Genomic DNA, 16038 nt, shown 5'->3' on the forward strand with positions numbered 1-16038 from the left:
TGCGAGGAAAACGAGCATCAGGCGAATCTCGAGGACGTGTCGGTCCCCGGTGAAGAGAGTTCGACGACAGCATCGTACAGGTGGAGGGCGTGTTTCACGAGCCCGAGTTCCGTGTTGATGGCCTCCCACGTAGCGACCACGTTGCGACGCCCGCGGAGCTCCGCAGCCGAGAGCTCCTCGCTAGCGAGCCGTTCCCGGAACTCCTCCAGCGACCTGACATCGAACTCCGGCATCAAATCCTCCCGCTCTTCCTTCAGCTCCGTGAGCTGCTGCTCCAGCTCGTCGCGTGAGTTTGCGGCGATCAGGTCGGTCACCTCGTCGAGGAGCATCCGCACGGGGTTCAGGTCGTACGCCTTCGTCCCATCGACGGTTGTCTCGGTTACCCAGTCGTCGCTCCGTAGTCGTTGGAACTCATCGTTGGCTGTTGCGCGGGAGACGTCCGCCCGGTCTGTGATTTCCTGCACCGGCGTTGGTTCGTCCAGCAGCTCGATGACGTGCCGGACGCGCTCGCGTCCACTCGTACTCTCCGTCCACGACCCCTGACTCGACTCCGCCATTGTACCGGCGATTGTGCTGAGTGGTTCAGATAATCTGCTTTCGCTCAAATATTTGCTGACGGGTGGTAGTAGATGGTCGTTGTGTCGAGAACTGAGGGGGAACGCGGTCTCAGCAGCGCTCATCGGAGTTGCGACATCGGCGCTCGTCCACTGCTGAAGCCAGATCTCTTCGAGAGGGTCGCCTCGCTAACGACCCACTCGCGGCACTACCGAATTGGAAGTGTCGAAAGGGACAAGTCATCGTTGCAGTAACGATTACCGCGATAGTAACCTTCCACGACAGAGAGGCCGAACTCGAGGTGCTCGAAACCGCCGTCGAATCGTCCGGCCACGACCTGTACGTGGTGTACGGCCGGCGCCGCGTGGGCAAGACGGAACTGCTCAAACGGTTCTGTGTCGACCGACCCCATATCTACTTCTTGCCGGCACGGGGGGCAGAAGCCAGACAGCGGGAGAAGTTCGTCGAACAGATTGCTGGCCATTTCGACGAGCGTGTCCCCCGTATCGACGGATGGGACGAGGCGTTCGAACATCCGGGCGGGAAACTCGGCGAGGAGGAGTTCGTGGTGGTCATCGACGAGTTCCCGTACCTCGTCGGGGAGAACGGCTCGGTCCCGTCGTGCGTCCAGTCGTTCACGGACGAGCAACTCCAGCAGACCGAGTCGATGGTCGTCCGCTGTGGGTCGGGCGTGAGCACCATGGAATCGGAGGTGTTCGGACACGAGAGTCCGCTCTACGGGCGTCGGACCGGGCAGATCGATCTCCAACCGTTCAGTTTCGGGCAGGCCCGCGAAGCGATCGCGACCGGCTATACGACACCGAATGAGGTCGCAGGAGCGACGGCCGTCGATTCCGGCCCCCTCTCGAAGTACCTCCGGACGCTACAGCGACTGCGCCTGGTTGAGCGTGAGGTGCCAGTCACGGCATCCCAACAGAAATCGAAGCGGTCGCGCTACCGTGTCGCCGAGAGTTCCTCCGGTTCTGGTTCCGCTACGTCGAACCGAATCGGTCGAGTATCGAGGAAGCACCCGAGATGGTGTACGAAGGGACGATCGAACCGAGCCTCCCGGACCACGTTGCGACGACGTTCGAGGACGTGTGTCTCGAAGCCGCCTGGGAGGCCGTCCGCCGGGGCCGATCCGACCCGTACTCCGAGATCGGCCGCTGGTGGTACGGTGAAGACGAGATCGACATCGTCGGACTGGCCCCGAGCGACGACCGCATCCTCCTCTCGGAGTGCACGTGGACAGCGGCGCCCGTCGGGCACGACCTCGTTGCTACTCTCGAGGGGAAGGCGGAACGCGTCCGATGGGGCCCAGCAGATTGGGACGAGCGATTCGCGCTCTTCTCGCGGAGCGGGTTCGCCGATGGGCTGACTGACCACCTCGGGGAGGAGTGGTCGCTCTTCGGGGTGGAGGAACTCGCGGAACTCTTCGGCGCACCATCGAGGTGGGTCGGAGCTGGGTCGCCCTCGCCGATACGGTGGACCTACTCGTTTTCCACGTCGGCTTCGGCGTCCGCTTGGGATTCATGATTCACTGATTCCGCAGAGGTAGCTTCCCCATCGGTGGAATCAGTGTCGAATCTCCTGTACGGAGAGAGCAAGGGGACTGCAAACGCCAATATCCCAACACTCGGGACTCCTCCATCGGGCAGAGGGAGCTGTCACTCGTCCCAGAATGCTTCGATTCGTTCGTCGAGACGGGTGAGTACGGTGGCGAGTACGTCCCGCCATTCGTCCGGGTAGTCCCTGTTCTCGCCCGGTGTCGGCGCATCCGGTGGCGGGTGGAAGTGCTCGCGGGTGTTGTGGTCGTTCGGGTGACGGTCCCAGCGGCACTCCCAGGATTCTCCCGTCCGGTATTGCTCTGCGTAATGGATGCTGAAGTCGTCCGTCTGGAACCACCGAACCCGAAGTGACGCACGCGTGACCCCGTCGGGAAAGTACCCGAGGTCGTAGTCCGCGACGACGGCATTCGGTGCATACGTGGGGCGCGTTTGGATATCGTCGAAGCGGGCGCTTCGAGTGAGGTGTGCGGCGATCCGGTCGAGAAGTTCAGCATCGATCGGGCCGGTGCGGGGTGGGTCGTCCGCGTTGTCAGGCATCGATGTGGCCGGGGGTGCCACCGGCGGCTGGCCGGTCACGCCGCGCAGCGTCAAGGAGGGCCGCTCTGCGTTCGAGGGTTTCCCACTCGGAGAGTGCCTCCCACGCGTCTTCGGTTGCCATCTCCTGGCTGGCTTCGACGAGAGAGACGTCGTCGGGGTCGTCTGCGTCGAACTGCTCTCTGTAGTCGTCGATCTGGTCAATGGTGTCTGAAAGCGCCTCGACGATCTCCTGTTCGGAGTAGTCCTCGCGGATGCGGTCGATGCGTCGCCACTGGAAGTACGCGTCGTTGCGCTCGTATCGGACCGGGCGACCATCGTGACGGTGGACCAGTCCCATCTCGTCGAACCACTCCAGGTAGTCGCGTGCAGTCCCGGTATCGCAGTCAGCGAGAGCAGCGATATCGGATACCTTGATAGGGGTGTGAAGCCCGGTGACGACATCGAGAAGTCGCCCGCGGATCGGTCCGCTCTTCAGCAGCGAGTCAGCCGACTCGAATTCGTCGAGGTCCGGCGGTGATTCGTCGCCGGTGTACGCGCCGTCCGGAATGTCAGTAATGTCCACTCGTGACACCTCGTTGCCAGTAATGTAGGACTCGAAACGAAATATACCTGTCGCCCACTGAACTATTTCTGCTCTACGCGGCGTCATCGAGGACCCAAGCCCCTCGTTTCCGTACCTCACGGCCGACTGGCGGTGCTTCGCTGAGTCTCGAGGGGAAGGCGGAACACGTCCGACGAGGTCAGACCGATGGGGACGAACGATTCGCGCTCTTCTCGCGAAGCGGGTTCGCCGATGGGCTGACTGACGACCTCGGGGAGGAGTGGTCGCTCTTCGGGGTGGAGGACCTTGCGGGACTCTTCGACGCACCATCGAGGCGAGGCGGAGTTGAATCGCCGTCGCCGATGTAGTGGCCCTACTCGTTTTCCACGTCGGCTTCGGCGTCCGCTTGCGATTCCTGAACCGCGAATCCCTCGGGAGCGTCATCCTCGTCAGTCGAATCAGTGCCGAACATCCCACCATCATTCGCGGGCCGCACCGTGACCGAAACATCCGCCCGGCCGTCGGCCTCCGTGACCGTCACGTCGGTCGGCACGTCGAACGCCCGGGCGAACCCCCCGGCGAGGAACGAGGCGACCGGGTGGTCGAACCGACCGACATCCCCGTACGCCGGGCCGGAGATGCCGACGGTCACGCGCTCGCGGCTGGCGTCCACGTCCGCGCCGTCGACGAGTTCGAACTGCTCGATGAGGCCGTCAGCGAGCTGCTCGGCCAGCGTCCCCGGCCGCTCCGCCAGCGGGCCGGTCAGCGAGCGCTCGAACTCCTCGAACAGCGTGTCGCCGGTCGGGACGAGCGCCAGCCCGCGGCTCGTCTCGCCGATGACGAACCCCGGGTCGAGAGCATCCTCCTTCGGAAGCGTCCCCGCGCCGTCCGCGTCGGCCTGCGGGACGTACAGCCGCACGTCGTCGGCCACCGCTCTCGGGACGTAGACGGGCTCGCCGAGCCCGAGGTCGTCGGCGAGGGCGCGACCGTTGTCCGCGAACGCCCGATAGATCGCCTCGCCGACGCTGACGGCGATGAACCGCTCCGGCGTGAGGTAGTAGGTCAGCAGCGCGCCGAAGATGCCCGTCGCGCCGAGCGCGAACAGGACGGTCCGGGCGCCCGGGAAGAGGATACCTGCCCCGACCGCGACCGCGCCGACCAGAGCGAGGCCGAGCGCCGTCCGCCGGTAGTTGCTCCGGCGGGCTCGGGTGTACTCCTCACGGAGGCGGCGGTTCTCCTCGCGCAGCAGGTCGACCTGCGCGGCGAGCGTCACGCGGTCCGGGGTGGCCTCGTCGGCGCCGTCGCTGTCGGCAGCGGCTGGCTGCTCGGTCACGTCCGTGACGGCCTCCGACATGGCGTCGTTGTTGACCGGGTCGCCGTCCTGACGCATAGTAGTTGGCAAACGGCCCGTATGACTTCTGACGACGACCGTCCCCCTCCGAAGTTAGTAGTAGCCGAGTGCGGCGAGCTGGTCCTTGGTCCGGTCCGTAACGGCCTGGCCCTCACGCGGCTCACGAACCGTCGCCGTACTGCCGGTGAACGCGGCGTCGACGGCCGCTCGGTCGGTCGAACTGGTGGCCTCGATGTGGCCTGCGCGGCGAATCAGTGAGTCAGCACTCTCCTCTCCCCAGTAGTACCGCTTGCGAACGGCGGGTCCTTCGGCGTTCGTGTAGACACAGCGACTCGGTGCGGTGTACGGATCGATCGGATCGCAGTGTCGCGCGAAGCGGTCGCGCAGATCGCCGGTCACCGGCTGTTTCGTCGCGACGACGGTCTCAGCTTTGAACCCCTGCTCGGGGGGCCGTCCGTCCGCCCAGCCACGTGCGACCGCGGGGAACCGCGTGAGCGCGGCGGGGTCGTGAATCCGCTCGCCGTCGGCACCGCCCGGCGGCCGGACGAGGAGCGGCACGTGGAGCAGTTCCTCGTGCATCGGGACGATATGGGCGACCGCAGGCGGTTCGCCGGCGAGTCGGCCCGGCTCCCCGAACCCCTCCCCGTGGTCGCCACAGATCACCACCAGCGTCTCGTCGAGGACGCCGTCGGCCCGGAGCCGCTCCACGACACGCTCAAGGATCGCGTCGGTCTGGCGGATCCCACCGTCGTAGAGCGATTCGAGGCCGGCGAGCTGCCAGTACGGGCGCTCCCCACTGTGGAAGGCCCACTCCCAGCGCACGTCGAGCTCGGACTGCAACGCACGAGCCCGGTCGTCGCCCCACAGGTCGAACGCCTCCCGAGGCTCGTATGGTCGGTGTGCGTCCATGAGGTTCAGGCAGGCCGCCCAGGGCCCATCGCTGTCGCGCCGCCACTCAGTGAATCCGTCCGCGTAGTAGAACCCGTCCGGCCCGTGGTTGATCGCCGCGGTGTCGTAGCGATCGGGCGGCGCGTCCGGAACGTCTACGACCGTCCGGAACGCCGCGCTGAGGCCGAAGGCGTCCCCGGTGAGGAACCCGTTCTCGGAGAACACCCCGGTCGCGTAGCCGGCGGCGGCCAGGTCGTCGAAAACGGTGTTCCCGGGGCGCAAGGCGTCGTGAACGGTGACGCCGTGTTCATGCGTCTCGAGTCCGGTGAGGAGGCTGACGTGACTGGGCAGCGACCAGTTCGATGGGGCCCGCGCCTGCGTGTAGGTCCGGGCCTCGGTCGCGAACCGGTCGAGGAACGGTGTCGTCGCCCGTGGCGCGCCGTGTAGCGAACAGTTCATCGCCCGCACCGAGTCGAGAACCACGAGCAGCACGTTCGGTCGGGATTCGCTTCCCATGGTCGAACGCAGAGCCCCGCGGTATTGAAACTATCAAATACTAGTTTATTTGCGTGCAGTTCCCTTCGGTGGGGTCTGTACTATTATTGAACAATATTGAGGCGTTGCAGTAGTGTCGAACAGGACCAGCGTATCCGACCGAGCCTGAACCACGTGGCGATTCTATCAGTGACGGGGCAGTCGGGTAGTACTGATAGTGGCGGGTCGCGAGTACGCGACGGATCGAGTTCGGGTCGTTTGGCCCGGTCAGACCGCGTCGTGGCTGGGACCGGAACGACCGAACCGTACTGGGTGAGGGGGAGCGGGGGAGCACCGCTCCTCCGATGGATGGGATCCACATTCGGGCACGGCGAACCAGCAGACACACGTCCTGACGCGAGTCCGCCCCGAATCGGTGTGTAGCACGGCGGACAGGCCGGATGTGGTCGAGACGGGGGATGTGCCGTTTGGACACCCCCGGTGTTCAGGCGAGTTCCGGCCCAGCAACCTCTCCAACGCCGGCCTCGCGGACGCCGACCTCCCCGACGGCACTGAACGGTGGCCGCAACGCGTCGCCCCGACCGCTTATTCGCCTGCTGATCGCCTACGTCGCCTCACAGGGTCCCATCCCGGTCGATATCTGGTTCCTCGGGACCCGCACCCGATCGGGATCCGGTTCGCGTTCGCGGTCTCCGGCATCATCGCGGCCACCGTCGCCACCGGCTGGTTCGAACTCGGAACGTGGCGTGGGACGGACCTCAGCGGCTCCTCGAATGACACCGACCGATCCGTCGAGGGCGCCACGCAGGGTGAGGGCGGCGACGAGACGGAATCGGGGACCGCTACGAGCGAGGCGTGACCGTCACCCCGACCGGTCGAGCGTCGGCGGTCGGGGGGAGGCCGAATCCACGATAGGCGAGACGAGTGTCTCGGGGCGCGACACAGAGCGGGTTCGTTTTAGTGATTGCCGACTGACAGACACCCTGTGACCTCCATCCTTCAGAACCCGGTTGTACACTACGGCGTTCCGCTGTTCAACGCCGCTATCGTTGCGGCTATCGCACTCACACTGCTGGACGGGACCGTCCGGTTGGTCGCACTTGGAATCGCCGCACTTGAAGTGGTCGTCGCGCCACAGATCCTCAAACGCGCGGGATAATCATGACTGCTCACGAGGCCTCGAGACGGCAGCCACGGCTATGGCAGGATGCCAGCAGCACTCGCCAGGGGCACCGTCCGCCAGTCGACACGGCAGCAGCCACGGACCGCAGCTGACCAGTGCCAGACAACCAGCATGTCGACACACCGGAGGCCGCAACGACTGTCGCCGAGCAGTACCTCCGCCGCGAGCGGCCGGCGAGCGCACTCGTCAGCGTCGTCGTGGTCGCTGTGTTCCTCGGAACCTTCCACGCGACATCACTGCTGCCGGCGATAGCGGTCGGAGTTGGTCTGCTCGCCCTCGTACGTGCCCCCATCATTCGACTCGAAGGCACGGTCCAGCTCCGAACCGAGGAGACCGTGGGCGCCGTCGCCGCCGCCTTCAGTGGGCCGACGCCGCCGGTGCTCCCGTTCCAGTGGGGAATCGCGGACGAGGTCACCACCGACGGGTCCACGGCAACCTACCAGATATCGTATCTCTTCGGGATGCGTACTGTCGAGATGACGGTGCGGACGGACACGACGACCCGCGACGATGGGGTGCATGAAGTACGGGTGGCGGTGGCGGCGAACGGTGCCCCCTGGTCGACATATACAGTGACCATCGACCGACACGACGACCGGACGATGGTCGAGTACACGTACGAATCAGATCGACGGATCGGCCTGCGACGCCTCCCACAACGGCGTATCGCCAAACGGTATCGTGACAGCGCCCTCCGAGCACAGGGATACACAGTTCTGGACCGGACGGAAGAACATGGGATTCGCAGCTGAACGGAGCCACACTGTCGACGCCATCGTGAATCCCCCGGCCCGATTCGTGATAGGACTCCGGGAGGCGCTTCTCGGTGGCGTGTTCGCTATACAGGGGAGCCGCGCCGTTTACGCCGCGGAGGATGTCACACCCCTGCGCCACGCTGACGATACTGATACCCACCGAACCCCAACAGTGGGAAGAAGACGATGCCGATGAACGCGAGTCCAAGCCCGAACCCGATTCCCCGGCCGAAGGACCGCGCCACCCCGGCATGAATCTTGTACACCGCGTAGATGTTGACCACCGGGACGAGCAGCAGAACCAGCCACCACCACGCGTTCTCCCCGATCTGAAGCATCACGTAGAGATTGTAGACCGGGATGATCGCCTTCCATCCTGCGTGGTCGGCTTTCTCGAATACCGCCCACGCCCCAGCGATCTGTATCACCGTGAGCAGTAACGAGACCAGGAGGAGGAGGAGTGCACTTCCCTCGACGGTGGCGTTCTGAAGCGGGACGGCTAGTATCTGAAGGGGAAGCATGTCCACGATTTAGCGCCGGTGTCGGATAAAATGCCCAGCGTGTGTCTCAGGCTCTGCAACAGGGTCCTACGTTGCCCGGACGAGTTGCCGTCGGTGCTGAAGCGTGGACACAGGTACGCCCTCACGTAGCGTCTGAACAGGGCCCAGGGCAGGGACTCACCACCATCCTCGATAGCGGGACCGTTCCACCCGGATTGGGGGGCCATTCAGAGTCCACGCTCTGCAAACGCCGCCCGTGCCCGTTCGTATGTTGTCTCACCACCGTCCGTGTAGAGCGACGGGAGGTTCACGCGACGTCGATAGGTCTTTGCTTCGTCGGTATAGGTGATGACGAGTCGAGGGCGGGTCAGTCCCCTCGTGCCAGCTGTTGCAGAGACGTTCTCGATCGTGTCGAGTCGGATCCGGTCGGGTGATCGGAATCCACGTGCGCGATCCGCCAGCTTGAGCACAGCTAGCAACCCAGCGACGACAGCCAGAGACAGGACATCGCCACCACGAATCGCGCTGACAACCCACCAGCATCCGATCGGGAACGCCAGGACGTACCCGATGAAGATTCCGCTGTGCCACCAGTTCCCGTTCTGCCAGTAGTCCCGGTACAGCGACTGAACGTACCCGGAGAACGACGCCTCAAACTGCACCGCATCCTCGGTGAACCGCGCTGTGCCACGCTTCGTCCGAACGGATTCGATGGAGGGCATACGACGCTCTCTCGACTACTCAGGGAGGTCAGCGTAGAGTCGGGTCATCCCACATTCCGGACAGAGGAACGCAGCTAGCGCGGTGTGATGCCCGACACCGAGGCGGTCGAGAATACCGCCGTCTCGTTCGGTCTCGACATAGAGGTCTCCGACCCCTTCAGCAGTCACCGTCGTCGGTTCCATCTGGACAGCACAATCCGGACACTGATGATCGCTCATTCGGCTAACACGCACCTTTGATCGTGTGGGCTAAAAAGGCGAGGGGCAGAGTCTCACGCCAAGACACACCGATACTGGCACGACGCTACGCGTCCTGTTCCCCGGCCGGAATCAACCTCTCGGATGGGTTCCGAGGAGTCGTGTGGTGCCCGGGACGCTCCCAACAGGACGGGAGCCTCGCGACCAGCTCAGGCTGGGCTACGCTGTACGGAACTCAATTAGCGGTCGTTTCGATCTCACCGAGCCCCTGGAGTGTCCCGATGACGATCGGCTCCTCGCCGTCATCGGCGCCGAGGAAGACCGCGACGCTCGTGTCCTCGGTATCGGACACCGACACGGTCTCCGAAGCCTCACTGACCCCCTCGATCGAGTCGTCAAGGGAGACAGCCATCTCGTACTCGCCGGTCGTGGTGAACACGTCGTCGTACCGCGCCGCGGCGGACCCGGACTCCGTTCCCGTCTGGTTGGTCTCGGTCTGGTTCTGCGCCGCCTCCTGTGTGAGCAGATCGAAGGTCTCGTCGAGAACCTGTTCACCAGCCGGGTCGGTGACAGTGACCGTCCCGCTGACACGCTGGTCGGAGTTGTTGACGACGTTGACCTGCTTGAATATCGACGAGGCGACGAACTCGGCGAGCCTGGCACAGCCGGCCGTCGCCGCGAGCGCCGTTGTCGCCGTCGCCGTCAGGAGCCGGCGTCGACTGGTGCTGATATCCATACGCCGTCTTCACTCCACCATCGCAAGTACTCCGTGACCCGTCTCTAACTTGAAAACACGACGCGATCCTTTATTACCCGTCATGCGGTCCGGAACGGAGAAACACCATTTCGCAGGAACTGTATTTCGAATTTTCATGGCGGCATTTCTTGTCGAGTCGCATTATTCTCCCAAAAGTGTCATCTCTATGGATATATCCGGTGATTCTGCCATAGAAACGTGGAGTGATTAATCAGAATACACTTCTAGTAAAATAACAGGCGGACGACTCCCCGAGACGCGCCGCAATCGTCCCACCCTCACCACCGAGCGGAAGTAACTGCTCGACGCTAACATCACCGAGTGGCGAACTGCACACAAGGTCAGCAGATCGGATGGCGGAACGGGTGAGACGCGGAACACCTCCCCTGAAGACCTCGCCTCCGACGAGGTGCGGACGGAGGCGCGTCTCGGGAGTCAACACCAGTCCAGGGAGTATCGGTCGCGACGCCTCCATGGCGGTGGTTTCACGCTCAGACAATCGTCCCTGTGATTGTATCCCTCGGCGTGCCAGTATTCGACGTGATAGGTGGTTCGCAGGTGGCTGACCGGGGGGTGTCGCCGACGGTTGGCGTCACGCTCATGGTCGCCATCGTGGTCGTACTCGCCGCGGTCATCGCCATGATGGCCCTGGGATTCCAGGACAGACTGCAGGATCCCTCGCCACAGGGCGGGTTCACCACCGAAGTGAATCACGACGGCGATGGTAACGCCGGCAAGCCGTACTTCGAGTTAACCTACGAGGCCGGTCCCACTGCGGACCCGAGCCGCATCATCATCAAGGACAGCAGCGGCAACAGCGTGACCTGGAAGGACGTGTGGACGACTAGCGGCGACGTGCGTGCCAGCGAGTACATCCACATCGACGGCTTCGGCAGCGACGGAGCGCTGAACCACGTCTGCAACGAGGGGCAGACCTTCTACATCATCCACCAGAACGAAGCGGGTGAAACCATCGTCACGATCGAGTACGAGATACCTGTCACCCCCGACCCCTCGAACGCACCATCGGGCTGGTGTTGAAGCCGCTGGACCGGGCGAGGCGTCCCCGACGGCCTGCGTTACGGACTCCCTGTGGGTATCAGTGGGCTTGTGATCCGTGTCGGATCCCGGACTCACGCCTCGGAGCCCGTATCTCGAACCGCCTTGCCCGGGCAGCTCCGACTCGGGTTGTGGATGTGGGTCCCGTCGCGTCCATCTCTTTCGACCAACAAACGGGCCGTGATGCCCGCGATGCGATCGAGAGGGCGATCTAGATCCGTCTGAGCGCCGCCCAGAGCATGAGCCCGACCGGCAGCAGGAACATCGGTCCAACGCCGATGGCGAGCCCGATCAGTTGTGCGGTGTCGACCCTCGGGCTGAAGGCGAGACCAACGGGAACAGCCAGAAAAAAGAGGGCGAGCAGCACGGCGGCGGCGATGACGGTAGGATCACGGTCCGGGCGAACGGGGTCCGCCACGGGGAGTTCGAGTGTCTCGATCGTGGCGTCGAGATCAGTAACCGGGCCGAGCTGTGTGTCACGGTCGTCGGGGTCAGCCCCGGACACGTCGAGCGTGCCGGTGTCGAGCAGTCGATCCGGAATCGCGTTGCGGATCGAGAACGCCGCCGAGTCCACCGGGGCGGTCCACTGGACAGCCCCGAGTGCCGTATCGTAGGCCACGAGCTGCTCCTCGTACCGGCGGTACTCGATCGTCCCGTATCGCAAGTAGTAGCTCCCGATACGCGCGCCGGCAACGACGAGGACGAACGCCAGACAGAACACGAGCCAGACCGGTCCACCGGTGAGTGCGGCGAACGCCAGCCCGACCAGGATAGCGAACGTGGACCGGTGAGCGAACCCGAACGCGACCATCGGGAGGCTGCCGAGCAGGACGGGGGCCGCGTCGACGGATACCCGTCCACGGACGGGTCCGTCCGGGGTGTCGATATCCGGCCGTGGCTCGGCGTGCCTTCCGTCGAACGCCCCGTCGAGGACGGACGGCACCGGGAGGTCCGTGTGATCAGTGACGATCCGATAGAGCGAGGTCGCGGTCTTCACGAGGACGATGCCGGCGAGGAGGACCACCCCACCGGAGCGATCGCCGGCGCTGGCGAGCAGGCCCACGGTGAGCGTCACGAAGCCGAGCTGTAGGGGTTCACGCAGGATTTCCTGGGCGGACACGTCGACGTATCCCCGCCTGGCGAGGTAGTCGGACAGGAACTCATGCAGCTGTGTGATCACCAGTCCGACACCGCCAACGAACAGGGACAGCGACGGACGGATCGCCGGCTCGGCCGTCAGCCAGTAGAGGGCGCTCGCCGGGAGGACGGCGACGGTCCAGAACCCGAGTATCGACGCCGCGAACGGAACGTTCCGTGGATAAACCGCGGGCAGCCGGGAGACGGGACGCCAGCCACCACGCTTCTCCCGAAGCTCGTGGAGCGGCTCGATAGCGGGGAGCCCGGGCGAGCCACGTTCGGCGAACAGCGCCTTCGCTGCAGCCAGCAACACCGTCACCAGTCCTTCGATCCAGTAGAGCAGCAGCAGGGAGTAGACGTTCCACCCGAGTGCCAGGACGCCGACCAGCGGCACGAGGTTGGCGACGGCCGCGACCCTACCGACGCGATGTTGCTGCCACTCCGTCGGCGGCTGGACGCGCATCGATCAGTCGAGTCGTGGACGCGAGCTCCTGCAGCGTTTCATGCCGGCGTGGACGACCGCCCTGCGCTCATCGGCGCCCCCGGGCGAGTTCGGGGGCGGTGGTCGCCGGCACGGCGATATTCGAGGTCGTAGACGGCACGTTCGCACCCGTCGGACTGGATCGCCTGCGCGCAGCGAGGACCACGAGCGCGCCGGCGGCGAGGCCCGACGACGGGCGCAACGTATTCCGGGCTCGTCAACTCCGACCGGGACCTATCGGAGGGCACGTGCGGTGGCACCGTCGTGGAGTATCGGGGCTGTCCCCAAGAATACTGCTGTCGGAGCTCTCCCACGGCGATGGTCGTAGAGTAGGCTTTTCGAACTCCATCGACACACCGACGAGGACCGGCTCGTCGGTGACCCTTCGCGGCCCCTGCTGTGACATCGTCCTCACCCCGCGCTGCGGACACGAGCGAGAACGCTGTCGAGCGGACCACCGTACACCAGTCTGCTCCCGGCCCAGGAGGTCACGACCCACGTGCTGAGGCCGATACCGGCGGCGACGGTATCCGGCAGCATGCCGGCCGTCGCACCCCACAGGAGACTCCCGCCGACGCAGCCCACGACGAAGACGGCGGCGAACGTGAGGTGGTGTGGGAGACGGTTCGTTTCGTGTGCGTGACCGAGACTCACCACGCCGACCCCGAGGAGGAGCCACACCGCGACGAGCGCGAACGCCGTCGTTCGTCCCCGACCGTCGGCAACGAGGCCACCGACGAGAAGCACGGCGCCCGTGGCGATAGCGAGGCTGCGGCCGGCCGTCCGGAGCCATCCGAGTCGGGCCATCAACTGAACCCCGGGTGTCGCCACGGAATTCCATTGTGGTTTGTCACGCTGAGGTCCCCACGACCCCGCGGCGTGACTCCGACCCGTCGGCGTGAGCACGCGGGGGCGATCACGCTGGGAGCCCGGTGACAGCAGCGGATCTCGACCGAACCGTGCGATGGCGACCCGCGCCGCACAGGGTTTATGTCGAATCGCACGAAGCCCGGAACATGCCCTCCATCCGCGACGTTCGACCCCGACTCCTCACGCCGGAGAACGCGGGTCTTACAGTCGCCGTCGCCCTCTCGATCGTCGGCGCGTACGTAATACAACTTCGCGTCAGTGCGGGTGTCGCCGCGTTCCTGGGACTGGTTATCCTCGGCGTCTCGACGCCGACGACGCTCACGTCACACGACCTGTTGGGGACACGGTTCACCGCCGCGGTCGTCCGCACGGGCGCCGCGTGTACCGCTACGTTCGTCATCTACGTCGGGGCATTAATGTTTGTCTCTGGATGGGATGGGGGGTTCCTCGGTGCTGCAGTGGCGTTCGCCCTGACCGCACTCGGGGTTGAGGCTACCGCTCGTACACTCGAGTGAGGGCTGGAATCGCGAGCGGCAGACAGCACCCACATACTGGTGGACCGCCATACTGGCGACCGAGATGGAACTCCCCGTGGGAATCACGACCCTCCACCTCTCACGGAAGGGCGTGTACCTGCTGGTCCTCGCGGTCGCCTTCCTCGGGGCCGGCGGGTACAGCTACGTCCAGCAGGGACAGGCGGTCGGCGACGCCGTCCCCGTGCAGGCGACGGTCGACAGCGCACAGGTGGAGCGGATGGATAGCCGGCGAAGCATCGACTACGAACCGGAGATCGAGTACACGTACGAGTATCAGGGCGAGACGTACACGAGCGAGCAGGTGTTCCCCGGGCCGACCATCCGCACCTACTCGGATCGGTCGAAAGCGGAGTCCGTGGTCCGGTCGTTTGAGCCGGGGACGACGGTCCGGGCGTACGTCCGCCCGTCCGCTCCGGGCGACGCGTTCCTCATCAGGGAGCGGACCCCGTGGCCGACGCAAGCGCTCGCCATCGGGAGCGTCCTGCTCGGCCTCGTCGTGCTCGCTGGCCTGGGGGAGAAACGTCCGGGCCGACACGAACTCCGCCCGGAACGCGAGGTGCGGTCGCCGCCGTCCCGGACGTGGATCGAGCGCAACCACGAGTCGCTCCGCCGACTGTCGAAGTGGGCACTCCTTGTTTGCTTCGTGGCGTTCTGGCTCTCGATGGTCGGACTGGCGGTCGGCATCCTGAGCCTGAGCGAGGGGTCGGCACAACCGGTCGAGGCCGACCTCCTCGGACCGGTCGGCGTTCCGCTGCTCGCGGCGGCCGGCTTCTGGCTCGGCATGATTCTCTCGCTGTGTCTGTACGGCGTCCAGTCGTTCAGCCGGTATCGACGGCTCCGGCGGCGGCTCTCCGAGCCGAGGCCGCCGAGCCCGTTCAGACATCCGAGTCGGCTCGTCTCGATACTCGGGACCGAGAGCGAGGCGCTACCCGAGTACGGACGGCGCGTTCGAGTGACCGGCTGGGCGTTCCTGATCGCCGCGGCGATGACCGTCGTCCTCGTGCGAGTGCTCTATACGGCAATCTGAGCTGTACCGGAGCGACTGCCACCCTGAGACAGGGGGCCCCGTCCGAGATGTCACGTAGCCAGCGTGACATCCTGTCCTGCAATAACCCCGCTCGGCCAGTACAACACCCGGGCTATCGGGCCACAGAAGAGCGACACCGAATGAGGAGGCTGACCGACTCGCGCCGTCCACTCGGCAGCGCTGTGTCGACCTACTCACCAGTTGTCAGTAGTGGCCTGACCGAGAAAGCGGGTTGTACCACACGCTATCATACTACATCTTCTCGCCTTCGTCCAGAAAATGGCCGTCAGGCAAAAAAGTCGAATCCACAACGATGTTATTGTGTAGCATTGCCAATACAGGGTATGGAGAGCCTGGAGCGGCCAGTCAGTGAAGTAATGACTGAACCGATCCGATCAGTGCCACCGGAAACTCCGGTGAGTGAGCTGGCCACGATCTTACTGGAGGAATCGATCGGGTCAGTCGTCGTCGCAGAGGCCGATGGGATTGTGACCAAAACAGACCTCCTCACGGAGATCAGCAGCAGTAATTTCACGACGCCCGCCTCGGAACTCATGACCGACCCGATGGTCACCGTTTCGAGAGATGCTGACGTCCAAACCGCAATCGACCGCATGGACGAATATGAAATCAAACGCGTTGTCGTCGAGGACGGCACCGAGGCCGTTGGAATCGTGAGTACGACGGATGTCAGAGAGGCACTCACTACCGATTTCGACTCGGTGATTTCGATGTTCGCTGGAGCAACTGGGGCTGACGCCGAGGACACGTACGAGTGTCTATCCTGTGGCGAGCGCGTGACTGCTGCAAGCAAACCCGGTACATGCGACGCCTGCGATTCGCCAGTGCGCAATATCAGTATGCCGCGTGATTAGTTC

The 16038-nt window shown here is 64.7% G+C and carries 18 protein-coding genes and 1 pseudogene; 8 read left to right on the top strand and 11 right to left on the bottom strand.

Annotation, left to right across the window (positions count from 1 at the left end):
• Positions 1-17: 17 nt before the first annotated feature.
• A complete protein-coding gene (locus DP107_RS19760; RefSeq protein ID WP_185977141.1) occupies positions 18-557 on the bottom strand; it encodes a DUF7342 family protein in 540 nt (179 codons plus the stop codon).
• 263 nt (positions 558-820) lie between these two features.
• Here DP107_RS19760 and DP107_RS02980 point away from each other — a divergent pair.
• A pseudogene (locus DP107_RS02980) lies at positions 821-2091 on the top strand (ATP-binding protein).
• Between the two features lie 131 nt (positions 2092-2222).
• Here the strand turns inward: DP107_RS02980 and DP107_RS02985 are convergent.
• The 4 genes from DP107_RS02985 to DP107_RS03000 all read right to left on the bottom strand — a co-directional run bounded on the left by DP107_RS02985 (position 2223) and on the right by DP107_RS03000 (position 5956).
• Positions 2223-2660 (bottom strand): hypothetical protein, encoded by a 438-nt coding sequence (locus tag DP107_RS02985; protein WP_144260628.1) that lies wholly within the window; start codon positions 2658-2660, stop codon positions 2223-2225.
• Positions 2653-3222 (bottom strand): DUF7342 family protein, encoded by a 570-nt coding sequence (locus DP107_RS02990; protein ID WP_144260805.1) that lies wholly within the window; start codon positions 3220-3222, stop codon positions 2653-2655. The genes DP107_RS02985 and DP107_RS02990 overlap by 8 nt, the downstream gene beginning before the upstream one ends.
• A 352-nt stretch (positions 3223-3574) precedes the next feature.
• Positions 3575-4591, bottom strand: coding sequence for a hypothetical protein (locus DP107_RS02995; protein WP_185977142.1), 1017 nt, complete (start codon positions 4589-4591; stop codon positions 3575-3577).
• 54 nt (positions 4592-4645) lie between these two features.
• Positions 4646-5956 (bottom strand): sulfatase, encoded by a 1311-nt coding sequence (locus DP107_RS03000; protein WP_144260629.1) that lies wholly within the window; start codon positions 5954-5956, stop codon positions 4646-4648.
• A 439-nt stretch (positions 5957-6395) separates the two neighbouring features.
• On the opposite strand from DP107_RS03000, the gene DP107_RS03005 reads away from it, so the two are divergent.
• The 3 genes from DP107_RS03005 to DP107_RS03010 all read left to right on the top strand — a co-directional run bounded on the left by DP107_RS03005 (position 6396) and on the right by DP107_RS03010 (position 7870).
• Entirely contained in the window at positions 6396-6794 is a 399-nt protein-coding gene (locus DP107_RS03005) for a hypothetical protein (protein WP_144260630.1), read from the top strand.
• Positions 6795-6920: 126 nt separating this feature from the next.
• Complete coding sequence (locus tag DP107_RS19765; protein ID WP_185977143.1) at positions 6921-7094, top strand: hypothetical protein; 174 nt, start codon at positions 6921-6923, stop codon at positions 7092-7094.
• 119 nt (positions 7095-7213) lie between these two features.
• Positions 7214-7870, top strand: a complete 657-nt coding sequence (locus tag DP107_RS03010) for a hypothetical protein (protein ID WP_144260631.1) — start codon at positions 7214-7216, stop codon at positions 7868-7870.
• Between the two features lie 125 nt (positions 7871-7995).
• Here DP107_RS03010 and DP107_RS03015 read toward each other — a convergent pair whose 3' ends face one another.
• From DP107_RS03015 to DP107_RS03030, 4 genes are all read right to left on the bottom strand, one after another.
• Positions 7996-8394 carry a DUF5684 domain-containing protein gene (locus tag DP107_RS03015; protein ID WP_144260632.1) on the bottom strand — a complete coding sequence of 133 codons (399 nt, stop codon included), beginning with the start codon at positions 8392-8394 and terminating at the stop codon, positions 7996-7998.
• Positions 8395-8600: 206 nt separating this feature from the next.
• Positions 8601-9095 carry a hypothetical protein gene (locus DP107_RS03020; RefSeq protein ID WP_144260633.1) on the bottom strand — a complete coding sequence of 165 codons (495 nt, stop codon included), beginning with the start codon at positions 9093-9095 and terminating at the stop codon, positions 8601-8603.
• Between the two features lie 15 nt (positions 9096-9110).
• Positions 9111-9314, bottom strand: coding sequence for a hypothetical protein (locus DP107_RS21205; protein WP_144260634.1), 204 nt, complete (start codon positions 9312-9314; stop codon positions 9111-9113).
• Between the two features lie 214 nt (positions 9315-9528).
• Positions 9529-10029 (bottom strand): hypothetical protein, encoded by a 501-nt coding sequence (locus DP107_RS03030; protein WP_144260635.1) that lies wholly within the window; start codon positions 10027-10029, stop codon positions 9529-9531.
• Positions 10030-10608: 579 nt separating this feature from the next.
• On the opposite strand from DP107_RS03030, the gene DP107_RS03035 reads away from it, so the two are divergent.
• Complete coding sequence (locus DP107_RS03035) at positions 10609-11091, top strand: type IV pilin (RefSeq protein ID WP_144260636.1); 483 nt, start codon at positions 10609-10611, stop codon at positions 11089-11091.
• A 229-nt stretch (positions 11092-11320) separates the two neighbouring features.
• Here DP107_RS03035 and DP107_RS20450 read toward each other — a convergent pair whose 3' ends face one another.
• Entirely contained in the window at positions 11321-12709 is a 1389-nt protein-coding gene (locus tag DP107_RS20450) for a DUF6498-containing protein (RefSeq protein WP_202877313.1), read from the bottom strand.
• Between the two features lie 429 nt (positions 12710-13138).
• Positions 13139-13534, bottom strand: coding sequence for a hypothetical protein (locus DP107_RS03045; protein ID WP_144260637.1), 396 nt, complete (start codon positions 13532-13534; stop codon positions 13139-13141).
• A 209-nt stretch (positions 13535-13743) separates the two neighbouring features.
• Here DP107_RS03045 and DP107_RS03050 point away from each other — a divergent pair, with 209 nt between their 5' ends.
• From DP107_RS03050 to DP107_RS19770, 3 genes are all read left to right on the top strand, one after another.
• A complete protein-coding gene (locus DP107_RS03050) occupies positions 13744-14112 on the top strand; it encodes a hypothetical protein (protein ID WP_144260638.1) in 369 nt (122 codons plus the stop codon).
• Positions 14113-14176: 64 nt separating this feature from the next.
• Positions 14177-15160, top strand: coding sequence for a DUF3592 domain-containing protein (locus DP107_RS03055; protein WP_144260639.1), 984 nt, complete (start codon positions 14177-14179; stop codon positions 15158-15160).
• A 344-nt stretch (positions 15161-15504) separates the two neighbouring features.
• Positions 15505-16035 (top strand): rubrerythrin-like domain-containing protein, encoded by a 531-nt coding sequence (locus DP107_RS19770; protein WP_185977144.1) that lies wholly within the window; start codon positions 15505-15507, stop codon positions 16033-16035.
• The last annotated feature ends 3 nt before the right edge of the window (positions 16036-16038 follow it).

Source organism: Haloglomus irregulare, assembly GCF_007421925.1.
GTDB lineage: Archaea > Halobacteriota > Halobacteria > Halobacteriales > Haloarculaceae > Haloglomus > Haloglomus irregulare.

Bases quoted from the DNA above. Each gene is read 5' to 3' on its own strand.
- DP107_RS02995 (WP_185977142.1), bottom strand. From the start codon at position 4,591: ATGCGTCAGGACGGCGACCCGGTCAACAACGACGCCATGTCGGAGGCC.
- DP107_RS03045 (WP_144260637.1), bottom strand. From the start codon at position 13,534: ATGGCCCGACTCGGATGGCTCCGGACGGCCGGCCGCAGCCTCGCTATC.
- DP107_RS03055 (WP_144260639.1), top strand. From the start codon at position 14,177: ATGGAACTCCCCGTGGGAATCACGACCCTCCACCTCTCACGGAAGGGC.
- DP107_RS21205 (WP_144260634.1), bottom strand. From the start codon at position 9,314: ATGAGCGATCATCAGTGTCCGGATTGTGCTGTCCAGATGGAACCGACG.
- DP107_RS19760 (WP_185977141.1), bottom strand. From the start codon at position 557: ATGGCGGAGTCGAGTCAGGGGTCGTGGACGGAGAGTACGAGTGGACGC.
- DP107_RS02985 (WP_144260628.1), bottom strand. From the start codon at position 2,660: ATGCCTGACAACGCGGACGACCCACCCCGCACCGGCCCGATCGATGCT.
- DP107_RS03050 (WP_144260638.1), top strand. From the start codon at position 13,744: ATGCCCTCCATCCGCGACGTTCGACCCCGACTCCTCACGCCGGAGAAC.
- DP107_RS19770 (WP_185977144.1), top strand. From the start codon at position 15,505: ATGGAGAGCCTGGAGCGGCCAGTCAGTGAAGTAATGACTGAACCGATC.
- DP107_RS03015 (WP_144260632.1), bottom strand. From the start codon at position 8,394: ATGCTTCCCCTTCAGATACTAGCCGTCCCGCTTCAGAACGCCACCGTC.
- DP107_RS03000 (WP_144260629.1), bottom strand. From the start codon at position 5,956: ATGGGAAGCGAATCCCGACCGAACGTGCTGCTCGTGGTTCTCGACTCG.
- DP107_RS03020 (WP_144260633.1), bottom strand. From the start codon at position 9,095: ATGCCCTCCATCGAATCCGTTCGGACGAAGCGTGGCACAGCGCGGTTC.
- DP107_RS03030 (WP_144260635.1), bottom strand. From the start codon at position 10,029: ATGGATATCAGCACCAGTCGACGCCGGCTCCTGACGGCGACGGCGACA.
- DP107_RS20450 (WP_202877313.1), bottom strand. From the start codon at position 12,709: ATGCGCGTCCAGCCGCCGACGGAGTGGCAGCAACATCGCGTCGGTAGG.